Source organism: Actinoplanes missouriensis 431 (genome assembly GCF_000284295.1).
Taxonomy (GTDB): Bacteria; Actinomycetota; Actinomycetes; order Mycobacteriales; family Micromonosporaceae; genus Actinoplanes; species Actinoplanes missouriensis.
This window is the reverse complement of the sequence record NC_017093.1, coordinates 148,056-162,770: the sequence shown is the minus strand read 5'-3', so window position 1 is coordinate 162,770 and position 14,715 is coordinate 148,056. Positions and strand designations below refer to the sequence as shown.

15 protein-coding genes and 3 tRNA genes are annotated in these 14,715 nt (G+C 69.9%); 14 read left to right on the top strand and 4 right to left on the bottom strand.

Annotation, left to right across the window (positions count from 1 at the left end; genetic code table 11):
• The first annotated feature begins 65 nt into the window (after window positions 1-65).
• The 7 genes from AMIS_RS00755 (at window position 66) to AMIS_RS00725 (ending at window position 4,819) form a co-directional block, all read left to right on the top strand.
• Window positions 66-1,133, top strand: a complete 1,068-nt coding sequence (locus AMIS_RS00755) for a polyprenyl synthetase family protein (protein ID WP_014440267.1) — start codon at window positions 66-68, stop codon at window positions 1,131-1,133.
• Window positions 1,134-1,164: 31 nt separating this feature from the next.
• Window positions 1,165-2,646 carry a phytoene desaturase family protein gene (gene crtI, locus AMIS_RS00750; RefSeq protein WP_014440266.1) on the top strand — a complete coding sequence of 494 codons (1,482 nt, stop codon included), beginning with the start codon at window positions 1,165-1,167 and terminating at the stop codon, window positions 2,644-2,646.
• Window positions 2,643-3,212: an isopentenyl-diphosphate Delta-isomerase gene (gene idi, locus AMIS_RS00745; RefSeq protein ID WP_014440265.1), complete on the top strand. Its 570-nt coding sequence runs from the start codon at window positions 2,643-2,645 to the stop codon at window positions 3,210-3,212. Before crtI ends, idi begins: the two co-directional genes overlap by 4 nt.
• Before the next feature lie 4 nt (window positions 3,213-3,216).
• Window positions 3,217-4,371, top strand: coding sequence for a MerR family transcriptional regulator (locus AMIS_RS44915; protein ID WP_386933785.1), 1,155 nt, complete (start codon window positions 3,217-3,219; stop codon window positions 4,369-4,371).
• Window positions 4,372-4,541: 170 nt separating this feature from the next.
• Window positions 4,542-4,614 (top strand) — tRNA-Glu (locus AMIS_RS00735).
• Between the two features lie 41 nt (window positions 4,615-4,655).
• A tRNA-Asp gene (locus AMIS_RS00730) sits at window positions 4,656-4,729 on the top strand.
• 13 nt (window positions 4,730-4,742) lie between these two features.
• Window positions 4,743-4,819 (top strand) — tRNA-Phe (locus AMIS_RS00725).
• A gap of 435 nt (window positions 4,820-5,254) precedes the next feature.
• Here AMIS_RS00725 and AMIS_RS00720 read toward each other — a convergent pair.
• The gene (locus AMIS_RS00720; protein ID WP_014440263.1) at window positions 5,255-5,503 is read right to left on the bottom strand and encodes a hypothetical protein; all 249 of its coding nucleotides are present in this window, start codon (window positions 5,501-5,503) and stop codon (window positions 5,255-5,257) included.
• Window positions 5,504-5,634: 131 nt separating this feature from the next.
• On the opposite strand from AMIS_RS00720, the gene AMIS_RS00715 reads away from it, so the two are divergent.
• Genes AMIS_RS00715 through AMIS_RS00705 form a run of 3 tightly spaced genes read left to right on the top strand, consistent with a single transcriptional unit; the run spans window position 5,635 to window position 7,176 of the window.
• Window positions 5,635-6,033 (top strand): hotdog fold thioesterase, encoded by a 399-nt coding sequence (locus tag AMIS_RS00715; protein ID WP_014440262.1) that lies wholly within the window; start codon window positions 5,635-5,637, stop codon window positions 6,031-6,033.
• A gap of 51 nt (window positions 6,034-6,084) precedes the next feature.
• Complete coding sequence (locus AMIS_RS00710) at window positions 6,085-6,474, top strand: hypothetical protein (protein WP_014440261.1); 390 nt, start codon at window positions 6,085-6,087, stop codon at window positions 6,472-6,474.
• A 21-nt stretch (window positions 6,475-6,495) separates the two neighbouring features.
• On the top strand, window positions 6,496-7,176 hold the full coding sequence (locus AMIS_RS00705; RefSeq protein ID WP_014440260.1) for a DUF2786 domain-containing protein: 681 nt from the start codon (window positions 6,496-6,498) through the stop codon (window positions 7,174-7,176).
• Here AMIS_RS00705 and AMIS_RS00700 read toward each other — a convergent pair.
• Window positions 7,163-7,471: a hypothetical protein gene (locus tag AMIS_RS00700; RefSeq protein ID WP_014440259.1), complete on the bottom strand. Its 309-nt coding sequence runs from the start codon at window positions 7,469-7,471 to the stop codon at window positions 7,163-7,165. The two genes, AMIS_RS00705 and AMIS_RS00700, sit on opposite strands and share 14 nt — an antisense overlap.
• 179 nt (window positions 7,472-7,650) lie before the next feature.
• Between AMIS_RS00700 and AMIS_RS42205 the strand changes: the two genes are divergently transcribed.
• The 4 genes from AMIS_RS42205 to AMIS_RS40165 all read left to right on the top strand — a co-directional run bounded on the left by AMIS_RS42205 (window position 7,651) and on the right by AMIS_RS40165 (window position 12,621).
• Window positions 7,651-10,359 (top strand): hypothetical protein, encoded by a 2,709-nt coding sequence (locus AMIS_RS42205; protein WP_041829488.1) that lies wholly within the window; start codon window positions 7,651-7,653, stop codon window positions 10,357-10,359.
• A 26-nt stretch (window positions 10,360-10,385) separates the two neighbouring features.
• Complete coding sequence (locus AMIS_RS00690; protein WP_231859451.1) at window positions 10,386-10,808, top strand: permease-like cell division protein FtsX; 423 nt, start codon at window positions 10,386-10,388, stop codon at window positions 10,806-10,808.
• 167 nt (window positions 10,809-10,975) lie between these two features.
• Complete coding sequence (locus tag AMIS_RS44535) at window positions 10,976-11,104, top strand: hypothetical protein (RefSeq protein WP_269447703.1); 129 nt, start codon at window positions 10,976-10,978, stop codon at window positions 11,102-11,104.
• A gap of 23 nt (window positions 11,105-11,127) precedes the next feature.
• Complete coding sequence (locus AMIS_RS40165) at window positions 11,128-12,621, top strand: calcium-binding protein (RefSeq protein WP_014440256.1); 1,494 nt, start codon at window positions 11,128-11,130, stop codon at window positions 12,619-12,621.
• 195 nt (window positions 12,622-12,816) lie between these two features.
• On the opposite strand, the gene AMIS_RS00680 is transcribed toward AMIS_RS40165, so the two are convergent.
• Window positions 12,817-14,082 carry a rod shape-determining protein MreC gene (locus AMIS_RS00680; RefSeq protein WP_014440255.1) on the bottom strand — a complete coding sequence of 422 codons (1,266 nt, stop codon included), beginning with the start codon at window positions 14,080-14,082 and terminating at the stop codon, window positions 12,817-12,819.
• Window positions 14,075-14,596: a SigE family RNA polymerase sigma factor gene (locus tag AMIS_RS00675; protein WP_014440254.1), complete on the bottom strand. Its 522-nt coding sequence runs from the start codon at window positions 14,594-14,596 to the stop codon at window positions 14,075-14,077. Before AMIS_RS00675 ends, AMIS_RS00680 begins: the two co-directional genes overlap by 8 nt.
• Between the last annotated feature and the right edge of the window lie 119 nt (window positions 14,597-14,715).

The window sequence follows — 14,715 nt, the reverse complement described above, 5'->3', positions numbered from 1 at the left end:
GGGCCTCCGGCAAAATCGACGCACGAATCGACGCAACTTCAAGAAGTTAGGGTACGGTATTCCGCGTGGCCAATCACACCCTCGAGGGAAGTCGCTGCGAAGCGATCCCGCGCCAGTCGGTCTCGCAACGAGCGCTGATCGGCGCCGTCGAGGGGACCCTCGCCGACTTCCTCGCCTCTCAGATCGCTGCCCTGGATGCCGTCGACCCGGCGCTCGGCGGTTTCGCCCGCACCGCCCGCGACCTCGTCATGGCCGGTGGAAAACGGCTGCGGCCGACGTTCGCGTACTGGGGGTGGCGGGGCGTCGTCGGCCCCACCGAGCCGGTCGAGTCCGTCTTACCCGCTTTCGGCGCTCTCGAACTCATGCACACGTTCGCGCTGGTCCACGACGACCTGATGGACGAGTCGGACACCCGGCGCGGCCGTCCCACCGCTCATCGGATCTTCGCCTCGCAGCACGGCGAGCACTTCGGCGGCTCGGCCGCGATCCTGGTCGGCGACCTCTGCCTGGTCTGGGCCGACCAGCTGCTGAGCCGCACCCGGCTGCCCGCCGCCACCCTGCTTGAGGTGCGCGACCGCTACGACCGGATGCGCGTCGAGGCGATCGCCGGGCAGTACCTCGACGTTCTCGGCGAGAGCGACCCCGCTTCCTGGTCGGTGGAGCGGGCGCTGACCGTGGCCCGGCACAAGACGGCGAGCTACACGATCCAGTGGCCGCTCTCCTTCGGCGCGGCGCTGGCCGGCGGCGACCGGCGGCTCGACGAGGCGTTCCGGGTCTACGGGACCACCATCGGCGAAGCCTTTCAGCTGCGTGACGACATGCTCGGCGTCTACGGCGACCCGGCGGTCACCGGCAAGCCGGCCGCGGACGATCTGCGAACCGGCAAGCCCACCACCCTGCTCATGCTCGCCCGCCGGATGTCCACCGACGCCCAGCTCGCCGCGTTCGCCGACGGCGACATAGCCAGGCGCGCGCAGATCATCGCGGAGACCGGCGCGCCGCGCCGGATCGAAGAGATGATCCGGGTACGGGTGGACGAAGGCTTGGCGGCTCTCTCCGAAGCACCGATTCACCCGGACGCGCGCGCCGCCCTCATCGACTTGGCAACCGCCGCGACGCAGCGACCGGCATGATGTTCTCCCCCCTCTCTTTGGAGCTCCCCTCGTGCGTGTAGTGACCGGACCCACCGACCGGGTCGTCGTGGTCGGCGCCGGCCTCGGCGGCCTCGCCTGCGCTCTTCATCTCGCTGCGGCCGGCCGGCAGGTCACCGTCGTCGAACGCGAACCGATACCGGGCGGCCGAGCCGGCCGTCTCTCCGTCGGCGGCTACGAGTTCGACACCGGGCCGACCGTGCTGACCATGCCGGAACTGATCGCCGAGCCGCTCGCCGCGGTCGGCGAGAAACTCGAGGACTGGCTGGAGCTGCGGCCGCTCGACCCGGCGTACCGGGCGTACTACCCGGACGGCTCGACCCTGGACATCCGCACCGACACCACCCGGATGGCCGCCGAGATCGCCCGGGTCTGCGGCGCCCGGGAGGCCGACGGCTACCTGCGGTTCGTCGACTACACCCGGCGGCTCTGGCAGCTGGAACGCGACGACTTCATCGACAAGAACCTCGACACCCCGCTCGACCTCGTGAACGTGGGCCTGCTGAAGCTGCTCGGGATGGGCGCGTTCCGGCGCATGCAACCCAAGATCGAGCAGTTCTTCCGGGACCCGCGCACCCAGCGGATCTTCTCGTTCCAGGCGATGTACGCCGGGCTCGCGCCGCACGACGCGCTCGCCATCTACGCCGTCATCGCGTACCTCGACTCGGTGGCCGGGGTCTACTTCCCGGTCGGCGGCATGCACGCGGTGCCGAAGGCGATGGCCGCGGTGGCCGAGAAGCACGGCGTGACGATCCGGTACGACACCACCGTCGAGCGCGTGCTCACCACGAACGGCCGGGCCACCGGCGTCGTCACGGCCGGTGGCGATCACATCCCCGCCGACGTCGTCGTGCTCAACCCGGACCTGCCGATCGCGTACCGGGATCTGCTGCCCGGCAAGCGCCGCCGCCCGCTGCGCTACTCGCCGTCCTGCGTGGTCCTGCACATCGGCTCGGACCGCGCCTACTCGAAGATCGCGCACCACAACATCCACTTCGGAAAAGCCTGGAAGGGTACGTTCGACGAGGTCATCAACAAGGGCCTGCTGATGAGCGACCCCTCGCTGCTGGTGACCAACCCGACCCACACCGACCCGGCGTACGCGCCCGAGGGCAAGCAGACCTACTACGTGCTGGCGCCCGCGCCCAACCTCGAAGCCGGCCCGATGGACTGGCGCGGCGGCCTCGACAAGCGGTACGCCGACGAGATCCTGCGGGTGCTCGAGCAGCGGGGCTACATCGGGTTCCGCGACGGCGTCGAGGTACAGCGGATCGTCACGCCCGCCGACTGGGCCGACGAGGGCATGGCCGCCGGTACCCCGTTCGCGGCCGCGCACACGTTCGCGCAGACCGGCCCGTTCCGCCCGTCGAACATGCACCCGACACTGCCCAACGTCGTGTTCACCGGTTCCGGCACCCAGCCCGGCGTCGGCGTGCCGATGGTGCTGATCTCCGGCAAGCTGGCCGCCGCGCGTGTCACCGGGGGTGCCCGGTGAGTTCGCGGGAGACCCACCTCGTCGAGCTCGTCGACGAGGCCGGCACCACGGTGGGCTCGGCCACTGTCGCGGACGCGCACACCGCCCCGGGGCAGCTGCACCGGGCGTTCTCGGTCTTCCTCATCGACGACCAGGACCGGGTGCTGCTGCAGCAGCGGGCCGCGACCAAGACCCGGTTCCCGCTGCGCTGGGGCAACACCTGCTGCGGGCATCCGGCGCCGGGATCGACGGTGGCCGGTGCCGCCGCCGAGCGCCTCGGTGAGGAACTCGGCGTCGCCGGGGTGCCGTTCGTGGAAGCCGGCGTGTACTCGTACTTCGCCGAGGACCCGATGACCGGCCGGGTGGAACGGGAGTACGACCACGTGCTGCTCGGCCGGCTGCCGGTCGGCACCCAGTTCCGGCCGGACCCGGCCGAGGTGGCACGTCTTCTCTGGGTGTCCGTGCCGGATCTCCTCGCCCGCCTGGCGAGCGATCCGGAAACGTACGCGCCGTGGCTCGGCGGTGTGACGGACCGCCTGGTTACCCATCTGTCGGAAAGGTCCCCGGAGCGGTCAGGTGGCAAATGAGGGCCTGAGCGCGGGGGCCGCCGCGCGCCGGCTCGGCGTCGCGGTCACCACCCTGCGAACGTGGCATCAGAGGTACGGGCTCGGGCCGAGCCGGCACGAGCCCGGGCATCACCGGCGATACACCGTCGAGGACATGGTCCGTCTGCAGGTCATGCAGCGGCTCACGGCTCAGGGGGTGTCGCCGGCGGCGGCTGCTGCGTGGGCACGGCGGGCGCCGTCGGACGCTTCGATGTCCGGGGGGTCACCCGACGCCTCGGGCGGGTCGCCGGGGCTCGCGGCTCCTGATCTCGCTGGTTCTCCGCCCGCGGCTTCCGGCGGCTCCGGCGCTTCCTCGGATGACGCTTCTTCTGCTGACGCTTCCTCGGATGACGCTTCTTCTGCTGGCGCTTCCTCTGATGGCGCTTCTTCTGATGGCGCTTCCTCTGCTGGCGCCGGGAGGCCGGCTGATCCGGTGGACTGCGTGCCTGCGGCTCGTGTGGGCGGCGCTCCGGCCGATCTTGGAGGCGGCGCCCCGGCCGGGGGTGGGCAGACCATTCCGCTCGGACCGCGGGCCAATCCGGCCGCTCGCGGGCTGGCCCGGGCGGCGATGCGGCTCGACGGGCCGTCGATGCGCTACATCATCGAGGCCGCGGTCACCGGCCGCGGCGTGATCCTCGCCTGGATCCACGTGATCATGCCGGTGCTGATCGGCATCGGCGAGCGATACGAAGCCACCGCACGGTTCATCGAGGTCGAGCATCTGCTGTCCCGCACCGTCACCGAGGTGCTCGCCGCCGTGCCCCGGCCGCCCCGTGACCGCGAACCCCGGACCCTGCTCGCCGCCGCCGACGAGGAACAGCACACGCTGCCGCTGGAGGCGCTCGCCGCCGCGCTGGCCGAGCAGGGGGTGCCGACGCGGTTGCTGGGCGCCCGGGTGCCGTCACAGGCCCTCCTGGACGCCGTGAACCGCACCGGGCCGGTCGTGGTGGTGCTCTGGTCCCAGCTGCCGGGGAGCGGGAGTGTCGATCAGCTGGAGCGAATCCTGGCCGTACCCCATCCGCCCTTGATCCTCGCCGCAGCCGGCCCCGGCTGGCCCGTCGAAGGCCTGCCACCCACCGTCACCACCCTCGGTGATCTTGCGAACGCAGTCCGTCTCATCGTCCGGGCAACCTCCGACTGAGGCCCACGTTTCTGCAGGTCAGAGACGTGTGGAGAAAAAGGGGGGTACCGATTTGGAGACCGCCCGGGGGATCACATATGCTTTGCGAGCACTCAACGGGACGCGGTTGAGGCGAAGGCCACCAGCGTTGCGATCTCGCCACCAGCGAGGTGTGCAATGATGGCGGAGTTGCCCTCATCGTCTAGTGGCCTAGGACGCCGCCCTTTCAAGGCGGTAGCACGGGTTCGAATCCCGTTGGGGGTACTGGTAAGTTAGCAGCGCGAGTTGCTAAGGAACCAAAGCAAGGTCCTGTGGAGCAGTTGGAGTGCTCGCCGCCCTGTCAAGGCGGAGGTCGCGGGTTCAAGTCCCGTCAGGACCGCAACACCAAGCACGGCCAGGTAGCTCAGTTGGTACGAGCGTCCGACTGAAAATCGGAAGGTCGGCGGTTCGACCCCGCCCCTGGCCACCAGGCCTCTCGCCGGGCACTGAGCACCGTCCACCTGCGGAAACGCACGGTGGACGTTTTGCTTTCCGGCCCTTTTCCGCCGCCGCCGAGGTGCCCTCTGGTACCCGCGAGCCGCCCGAACTCCACATCCGGGATCAGCGCTGCGCGCCAGCTGGTCCGGCTGGTGGCCAGTGCTGTCGCGCTGAGCGCCGGCTGGTCCGGCTGGTGCACAGCGCTGTCGGACCGCCCCTGCTACAGCACTGCGAGCCAGCTCACGCCGCCCGGCTGGCTTCCAGTGCTCCCAGAAAGCCGGGCGGACGACACTGAGCACCAGCCGGCCCCGCGAAACTCCACGATCTGCGACCGGCCGACATGCGGAACCCGCGGCCGGCCGCCGCGCGACGCCTTTCATTCGCAGCCGAACTTCACACGTGCGCGGGGAACGAGTGACGCCGGCGGTCAGGCCACTGGAGGCAGGCCGCCATCGCCGTCGACGATTTTGTCCGGGGTGCCGTCTTCGTCGAGGTCGACCATCGTCACGTCGACCAGGCCGTCGCCGTCGGTGTCGAACTGGTAGAGGTCGGGCTTGCCGTCGCCGTCGGTGTCGGAGACCCAGACGTCGGTGAGACCGTCACCGTTCGCATCCTGTCTGAGCAGGTCCACCCGGTACTCGCCCCGGGTCTCGATGATCTCCTGCGGCTCGCTCATGGTGCTCCTCTCGTCGGGCCCTCCACGTACCCGCGGCCTCGGCGGATCACTCCTGCCCCTGTGACGGTTGTCGCTGGGCCGCACAAGGAGCAGCGGTAACGTACGCCGTCGTGGATATAGCGGAAGACGGCATGCAGCATCTGTTCACCAGCAACGGCGGTGGGGCGCTCGCCGAGCGGATGGGTATCGCGATCACCGAGGCGAGCGCCGAGCGGGTCGTCGGGACCATGCCGGTGGAGGGCAACACTCAGCCGTACGGGTTGTTGCACGGTGGCGCGTCCTGCGTGCTCGCCGAGACGCTCGGCTCGGTCGGCGCGGTGATGCACGGGCAGACCGTGGACCGGCCGTTCGCGGTGGGTGTCGACATCAACGCCACTCACCACAAGGCGGCTCGGTCCGGGCTGGTCACCGGCGTGGCCCTGCCGGTGCACCGGGGACGTGCGGTGGCGACGTACGAGGTGGTGCTCACCGACGAGTCGGGTGAGCGGGTCTGCACGGCGCGGATCACCTGCTTGCTCCGTGGTGCGTGAAATCCCGGAGTCCGCGAGCGTTCCTTGACGGCTGGACGTACCTTTTCTTGCGTGACCGAAGTACCACAGCACGCATTCGACGACGCCGCGCAGATCCTTCAGTGTGCGATCAGCGGCGACAGCGCTGCTGTGGCCGACACCTTCGACGCGGTCGTCGACCGTGAGGGTGTCGTCGGCGCGTGGGACGTCGCATGGTGCCTGGCGGCGACGATGGTCGGGCAGCTGCCCGGCAGCGGCGCCTGGACCCTGGAGTTCCCCGGCATCGACGACGCGCAGTACGACAAGCGGTGGGTGGCCCGCTTCGTCAGCGCGTATGTGAACGCCGACTTCCCCACCGGTGAGGCGCTGTTCGGTGCGGCGATTGCCGACGGCCAGCTGCCGGACTGCCTGCTGGCGCTCGCCGGATCCACCGTTGCGACCCTGCGCCGCCGGGCCGCGTGACGCCGGCTCCACCCGTACCCGATGGATGTGGATGAAAGCCTGCTGGCCCGCGTGCGCAAGCTGCTCGCGATGGCCGAGGACCCGGCCTGCACGCCCGGTGAAGCCGAGGCGTTCACCGAGAAGGCCGCCGCGCTGATCGCGAAGTACGGCGTCGATCAGGCCATGCTCGCCGTCGCCGATCCGGCGGCCGACCCGGTCGGGGACCGCATCGTCACGATCGACCCGCCTTACGCCCGGGACAAGGCCGGCCTGCTCGCGGCCGTGGCGGCCCCGATGCGATGCCGGGTCGTCCATCTCGATCGGGGCGGGCTGGCCCGGAGTCACCTGTTCGGGCATGCCGCCGACCTGGAACGGGTGGAGCTGCTCTTCACGTCGCTGCTGGTGCAGGCCGCGCACGGGCTGGCGGCGAGCCCGGTGCCGTTCGGTGAGCACCCGGCGGCCTACCGGCGGTCCTGGCTGGTCGGGTACAGCCAGGCGGTCAGCGCGCGACTGCGGTCCGCGGAACAGGCAGCCGCGGCCGAGACGCCCGGCGCCGAGCTGGTTCTGGTCGACCGCACCGATCTGGTGGAGCGGCGACGCGACGAGACGTACCCCAGACTGGCGAAGATGCCGCCCCGTCGGCTGCAGGGCAGCGGGCGGGTGCGCGGTTACCGTGCCGGGCAGCAGGCCCACCTCGGCGGGCCCGAGGTCAGCCCTTCTTGAGGTAAAGGGCCTTGGCGTACTGGGTGGCGGCGGCGTTGTTGTACATCGAGGCCTGGGACATGAAGAACTGGTTGTCGGCGATCGCCCGGGCCGCCTGCGACGTGCCGGACCAGCGGATGTCGGCTTCCGCTTCGGACAGTCCGCGCGCCTTGAACTGCCGGCGCATCGCCATCTTGCCGGTGCGGAACGCCTCACCCGCCTCCTCGGCGCTCTTCATGCAGGACATCGCCTTGTCGCTCAGCGCTTCCGCCAGGGTGTAGGCCGCCTGTTCCGCTTCGTTCGTGAAAGTCTGCACGACGTCGCCCTCCTCGGTATCCGACCGCTATCACTCTCGTGGAACGGTCAGCGGCCATCAAGGGGCTCACTTTCCTCATGCGGGTTGCTTCCCCGGGGCAGCGCGTCGGTACGGCAGCGTCCTATGATCGCGGCACCGCGCGGTGGATCTTGCCGCCCGGATCCTGGGGAGGATCCATCTTGTTCCGTCGTCTTGTCGCGATCACCACCACTTCGCTTCTCGCCTCGGGCGCCCTGGCCGGGTTCGGCGCCGGACCCGCCGCGGCCGCGGCCGGCGCGCCTGCCGACCTGATCACCGCCGGTCAGGCGTGCGCCACCAGCGCTCCGGGGCCGTACCTCAGCCCGGAGATGCTCAACGACGCCCGGGCGGTGACGCTGGGCGGCACGTATTCCGGCGAGCCGGTCAGCGCCACGGCCCGGCAGGACTTCGAGTACTGGGACGTCGACCGCCCGGAGACGGTGTTCCACCGGGACGACTCACTGTCCGGCAAACGGCTGTACGTCCAGATCGAGTCCCCCGAGACGCAGCTGGACGGGGTCACCTACGCGTGGCGGGCCCGGGTGCTCGACGGCGCGGACTCCTCGCCGTGGAGCGACACCTGCTACTACACGGTCGACCGGACCGGTGGCGAGGCACCGGCGATCGCCTCGGCGGATTACCCGAGCGAGGTCTACTCGGGTGGCATCGGCGTTCCCGGCCGGTTCACGCTGACCACCGCGTCCGAGGACACCGTCGGTTACCGGTACCGGTTCTATTCGAGTGAGGGCCAGAACCCCGACGAATGGTCGTCGGTGGACGCTCCGGCGCTCGGCGATCCGGTCACCGTCGAGTTCACGCCGTCGGCGTCCGGCTCCCACTCCGTCGCCGTGTCCGCCGTCGACCGGGCCGGCAACTGGTCCGATCGGGGGGACTACCAGTTCAACGTCCGGGAGACCCGCCCGGGAGTGTTCTCGGCGGCGTACCCCGAGTCGTCGGAGGCCGGCTGCTGCGCGAACCTGCAGTACAACGTGGGCATCGCCGGTGAGTTCCAGTTCAGCGGCGGGAAGGGCGCCGACGCGTTCGAGTGGCGGATCGGCTCGGAGGGGTCCTGGGCGAGCGTCCCGGCCGACGCCGAGGGCGATGCCAAGGTGAGCATCGCGCCGACCAAGGCCGGCGTGCAGACGCTGTACGTGCGGCTCGTCCTGGGCGGGACCAGGTCCCCGGAACGGGCGTACCGGTTCCTGGTCGACGACGGTCCGACGATCACCCACGACCTCAACCAGAGGGTCGTCATCGGCTCTCGGGTCACCCTGCACGCGAAGCCGCGGGCCTCTTCGGTCACCGAGTACGTCTACTGGCTGGCGACGTACACGCCGAACCCGACGCCCGAGAAGTTCACCGTCAAGGCGAAGGCCGACGGCACCGCCGACATCAACTGGCTCGCGGACAACAGCGACCTGCTCGGGCTCTACGTCCAGAGCAAGGGCGCGACGCTCTCCCAGCCGCGCTGGATCGGCCTGTCGGTGGACGGCGCCGCACCGTCGATCACCCGGACGGGCGGGGACGTGCCGGGCAGCACGGCGACGTTCGTCGCCCGGACCGAGATGACCGGTGTCACCGCGTACACGGTGAGCGTGAACGACGACCCGGCCACCCAGCGGACGCTGAAGCCGGCCGCGGACGGCAGCGTCACCTTCCAGCACACGCCGGCCACGTACGGCACGCACTGGGTCCGCGTGGTGGCCCGCAACGCCGCCGGCATCAGCACCGACGACGGCAGCCTGTCGTGGAGCGTCTCGAACGGGCCGACCATCACGTCCGCCGAGTTCCCGGCGACCGGCGCCGCACGGCTGGTCCCGGGCACGTTCACCTTCCGGCCGCGGCTGCCGTACGTGACCGACTTCCGTTACTGGTTCGGCGGCGACGATCCCCGATGGGTGTCGGCGAATTCGGACAAGTCCGCGACGGTGAACTGGACCCCCTCGGCGGCGGGTGACTACGTGCTCTCCGTCCAGAGCTACAACGGCAGCATCAGCTCGCAGGTCACCAAGTACCGGTTCCGGGTGGCGCCGGCCGCCGTGAAGGTCACCTCGGTCAACCCGGCCGCCGTGCCGGGCGGTGCCGTCCGGGCGATCACGCTGAAGGGTGCGAACCTGCACCGCAAGGACGTCCTGCAGGTGAAGCTGCCGGGTGGCCGGACGGTGACCGGAACGGTCAAGTCGGTGTCGGCGGACGGCACCACCATGACGGCCGACGTGAACCTTGCCGGAGCGCCGCTCGGGGTGGCCTCGGTGACGGTCCGGCCGTACGGCGGCGGGCAGTCCCCGGTCGTGCTCGCCAAGGCGTTCACCGTCGCTCCGCAGGCGAAACCGCAGGCTACGAAGCGTCCGGCGATCTCCGGCACGGCCGCCGTCGGCAACGTGCTCAAGGTCGCGCCGGGCACCTGGTCGCCGGCCGCGACGTCCTACGCCTACCAGTGGGCGGCAAACGGTGTCGCGATCAAGGGCGCGACCGGGTCCACATTGACCGTTCCGGCCTCGGTCGTGGGCAAGCGGCTCACCGTCACGGTGACCGCGAAGCGCACCGGCCACTACTCCGGCACGTCGGCCTCGGCGCCGACCGCCGCGGTGGCCAAGGGCAAGGCCCCGAAAGCCACCAAGAAACCCAAGATCACCGGTACGGCCAAGGCCGGCAAGAAGCTGACCGTGAGTCCCGGCACCTGGTCGCCGAAGGCGGACTCGTACCGGTACCAGTGGAAGGTCAACGGCAAGGTGATCAAGGGCGCGACCGGTCGCACCCTCAAGCTGAAGAGCGCCTGGCGCACCAAGAAGATCACCGTCACGGTGACCACCAAGAAGGCCGGGTACGCGGATGCCGGCGCCACCAGTGCGGCGGTGAAGGTCCGCTGAGCACCGAACCACGACGCCCGTTCGTGATGCTGGTGGTGGCCGCAGCGGCGCTGTTCGCCGGCGCGGCCGCCTCCAGCACGGTCATGCTCGTGTCCGGATGGCGGTACGCGCCGGTGCGCTCCTTCGAGGTCACCGTGGAGCTGGCTGACTCCGCCACGGAGGAGCACAAGGCCGCTGTCCGGTCCGAACTGGACGATGTGCCGGGTGAGGTCGTCTTCGAAAGCCGTGAGGAGGCGCTCACCCGATTCCGGAAGGAATGGAAAGACGATCCGGAACGGGTTGCCGGCGTACAGGTGGAAAGCATGTCCGAGTCGTTCCGATTGACCTCAGAAGGGCGTGAGTTCGATTGCGCGCCGATTCCGAGGATTCGTGAATTACCCGGCGTGGAACGGCTCTGGGTCGTCATGCAGCCCACCGCGAGCCGCCCGGGCGCCGAGATCGGGTGCTGAGAAGTCCCTGGTCTTACTGGAAGATGAACACTGCGTCGGTACGGTCCCGTTCTGCGGTTTGGGTCTTGGCGTAACCATCAATATCCGTTGAGATGTGCAGCACGGGGGAAGAACGCCCGAAATGGCGCGCGCCCTCCGACCCAACGGGGGGTATTTCGCGTGTTCCTTTGAACCGGACGGGCGGCACCGGAAGCGACGTCCTCGACGCGGGCACCGGCAGCGACACGGTGTCCGGCCACCTGAACCCCGCCCTGACCGAGACGAAGGCGCGTCTCGAGTCGGCGCTCACCAAGTAACTTCCCCTTCACTGGAGATCTCCATGCTTCTCAACCACCTCGCCCGCCGCCGGGCGATGACGTCGATCGGCCTGCTGGCCACCGCCGTCGTCTCGGCAGCGCTCTTCTCCTCGCCGGCGCAGGCGGCCGCGGCCGGCAGCGCGAAGGTCGTCGGCACCAACGCGGTCCAGTTCTCGGCCGCCGCGGGTGCGACGAACGCCCTCACGATCACGATCTCCGGCCGTACCGTGACGCTCGACGACCGGGTGGCCCTCAAGGCCGGCAAGGGCTGCAAGAAGGTCGACGCGACCAAGGTCAAGTGCACCACGTCGAAGAAGACCGCCAAGATCACCGCAGCGCTGGGCGACAAGAACGACGTGGTGAACAACAAGACCAACGTCGCGCTCGTCGCGAACGGCGGCACCGGCAACGACACCCTGACCGGTGGCGGCGGCGCCGACACCCTGCGCGGCGGCGCGGGCAACGACAAGATCAACGGCAAGGGCGGCAACGACCGGGTGTACGGCGAGGCCGGTAACGACGTCGTCTACGGCAGCACCGGCAACGACTGGATCGACGCGGGCGCCGGCAACGACAAGGCGTACGGCGACGCCGGAAACGACGTCGTCTACGGCAACACCGGCAACGACCGGCTGGCCGGCGGCGCCGGAAACGACACGCTCGACGCGGGCGCCGGCAACGACTCCGTTTACGGCGAGGCCGGCAACGACAAACTGTACGGCCGGGACGGCAACGACGGGCTGCGCGGCGGCGACGGCAACGACGTACTCGACGGTGGCGCGCACAACGACTCGATCAGCGGCGAGAACGGCAACGACGAGCTGTCCGGCCGCGCCGGTGACGACACCCTGAGCGGTGGCACCGGCAACGACGACATCTACGGCGACGCCGGCAACGACAAGCTGTACACCGGCGACGGCAACGACTGGGTCCTCGCCGGCACCGGCAACGACAAGGTGTGGGGCGAGAACGGCAACGACAAGCTGTGGGGCGAGGCCGGTGACGACACCGTGAGCGGTGGCGCCGGCAACGACTACCTCGACGGCGAAGAGGGCAACGACACGCTCTACGGCGACGCCGGCGACGACGACCTCTTCGGCAGCGAGGGCAACGACCGCCAGTGGGGCGGCGCCGGCGACGACTACGTCGACGGCCTCACCGGCAACGACGCGGTCTACGGCGGCGACGGCAACGACAACCTGTGGGGCGACCTCGGCAACGACGTCGTCGCCGGCGAGGCGGGCGACGACTACCTGTTCGCCGAGAGCCTGGACGACGACGACAACTGGGTCGGCAGCCCGGCCGCGACGGACAAGGTGGACGGCGGAACGAACACCGCGATCGGTGACCACTGCGTCGCCTACGCCGGCGCCACGGTGACCAACTGCGAGTACTCCCTCGTGCCGGGCTCGAGCGCATCGGCCTCCGCTCTGAGCTCCTCCGCGGCTTCCTCGGCTCGCTCCTCCGAGATCGAGGTTCCGGCCAAGCGCGAGCCAGTCCCGGCTCCGCGCCGGTAATACCGCAACACCAGCACGGCCCGGTCGCCCGCGCGGCCGGGCCGTCGCCTTTCCTGTGGTTTCCCTATGTGTTCGGCGCCAGCTCTCGATCAACTCGCGGATCGTGGCTATCGTTGCGTACAGGCCCGCGCCGTCTCCCCCGTGACAGCGCGGGCCCTTTTACGTCCCGAGGTCCTTTACGCCCCGGGCACGGCGTCAGCGGCCGGCGGACGGCGTCATGATCGACACCTTCTCCAGGCGGGCGAGATCCGCCGTGGGCGTGAGCTCCACCGTGTCGGCGTCCGCAGCCTTGTCCGTGGTGGCCCGCCCGATCGTGACCGCCCCGATCTGCCTGCTCCGCTGGGACGGATCCGGCATCAGGACACGGTTGCCCTGGTAGATCTCGCCCTCGACGGGAACGTTCTCCATCACGAGCTTCTCCCCGGTTCCGCGCACGGAACCCGGCACATCGCTGATGTTGGTGTACACCTCGCCGCTGAAGGCCGGGCTGGTGATCAGGTCGATGGTGGCTTCGCTGCGGGTCTCGTCGACTGCCGCGACGCGTCCGACCAGGCCCTCGGTCACGACAGCGAACTGGCCCGGCCTCACCGCGCCACCCTCCGCGAACGTCACGACCAGGTGCTGACCGGTCCGGCTCGTCACCTCGGCGGGCACGGCTCGCGCGTCCCCCACGGCACCGCCTTCACCCGCCACCTCAAACACCTTCGTGGTACGGGCAAGCGGCCGGTCCGGCCTGACGAAGCCGGTGATGGTCGTCGTCTCGGCGGTCCCCTGCAGCGGAATGCTGTACACGATGAGGCGGCTGGTGGGCGCGTCGGGTTCGCCGACCATCTCAACGTCGATCGCCGCACTCGACGCCCGCACCGTGGTGACACCCGGCATGGCGATCGCGAGAACGTACGTACCCCAGCCGTCGGTGCTGACCTCGCCCGTCGCTCCGGTCAGCCGAGGACTGACCAGGCTGATCGCCTGCGTCTTCACCGGATCGGGCGCCGGCCGATCGGCGCGCAACCGCAAGGCATCCGACGCGCTCTGATCACTGGTGAAGAACGCCAACCGTGCTGTGCCCTGCTCGTCGTATCCCTGAAGGACGACCACCGAGCGCAGATGCATGTTCCGCGTCGCCACCAGAGTGCGAATACCCGTGTGCGGACCAGCACGGCCCCACACGGAGGTGGCCTCACGCACGAGGCCGGTGTCCACGTCACCCACAGGCGGCCACCCCAGGAACGGCCCGTCCGCTGGCACTGCCGCGAGGTGTGCGGCCGACCCGATCCCGAGTACCCGGAACATCGTCACCAGCACCGCCAGGCACACCGCGGCGGCCGTCCCGGAGGCGAAGCGCCGCCGGCCACGGATCCGCCGGGCCCGCCGGAGGACCCGGTGCTCGTAGCCCTCGGTGGGTGTGACCGGCTCGGCCAGTTCGACCAGGCCGGCGCGCAGTTCTGCCGGACTATGCATATCGCACCTCGTGTTCCGCCGCGTCGGCCTCGGCCCACCGTGCACGCAGGGTCTGCAGACCTCTGGACGAGAGACTCTTGACCGTTCCCACCGAGCAGCCCAACGCGTGTGCCGTGTCCTGCTCCGACAGGTCCTCGTAGAAGCGCAGCACGATCGCCGCACGCTGCCGGGCCGGCAACCCGTTCAACGCCCGGCGTAGCCAGTCGCGCTGCTCCACTCCCGCGTACTCGTCCCGCGCCCGGCTCTCCACCAGCCGGCCGAAGGGTTGCTCCCACCAGGACCGGCGCCGCCGCGAACTCACGAACGTGTTGACCAGGACCCGCTGAACGTAGTGATCGATGCTCTCGGAATGCTGCAGCCGGGACCAGGCCATCACCGTCTTGGCCAGCGTCGTCTGGACCAGGTCCTCGGCTCTGCCGTGATCCCCGCACAGCAGGTAGGCGGTTCGGAGCAGCCGCCCGTAACGCGCCCGGACGAAGGCCGCGACCTCGTCGTCCTCGCGATCGCGCGTCATCCCGGCGCCTTCGGTCTGAATCTCACGAGGACTACTTACGCCGTGAGGGCCATCAAAGGTTGTCACGCTCCGGGAACTTGTTCTTCGAGACCCTCGGGGGATCAGCTTGCGGACCGTGC

Bases quoted from the DNA above. Each gene is read 5' to 3' on its own strand.
- AMIS_RS00720 (WP_014440263.1), bottom strand. From the start codon at position 5,503: ATGAGCGAGCCGCAGGAGATCATCGAGACCCGGGGCGAGTACCGGGTG.
- AMIS_RS00715 (WP_014440262.1), top strand. From the start codon at position 5,635: ATGCAGCATCTGTTCACCAGCAACGGCGGTGGGGCGCTCGCCGAGCGG.
- AMIS_RS00705 (WP_014440260.1), top strand. From the start codon at position 6,496: ATGGATGTGGATGAAAGCCTGCTGGCCCGCGTGCGCAAGCTGCTCGCG.
- AMIS_RS00690 (WP_231859451.1), top strand. From the start codon at position 10,386: ATGCTGGTGGTGGCCGCAGCGGCGCTGTTCGCCGGCGCGGCCGCCTCC.
- AMIS_RS40165 (WP_014440256.1), top strand. From the start codon at position 11,128: ATGCTTCTCAACCACCTCGCCCGCCGCCGGGCGATGACGTCGATCGGC.
- AMIS_RS00680 (WP_014440255.1), bottom strand. From the start codon at position 14,082: ATGCATAGTCCGGCAGAACTGCGCGCCGGCCTGGTCGAACTGGCCGAG.
- AMIS_RS00675 (WP_014440254.1), bottom strand. From the start codon at position 14,596: ATGACGCGCGATCGCGAGGACGACGAGGTCGCGGCCTTCGTCCGGGCG.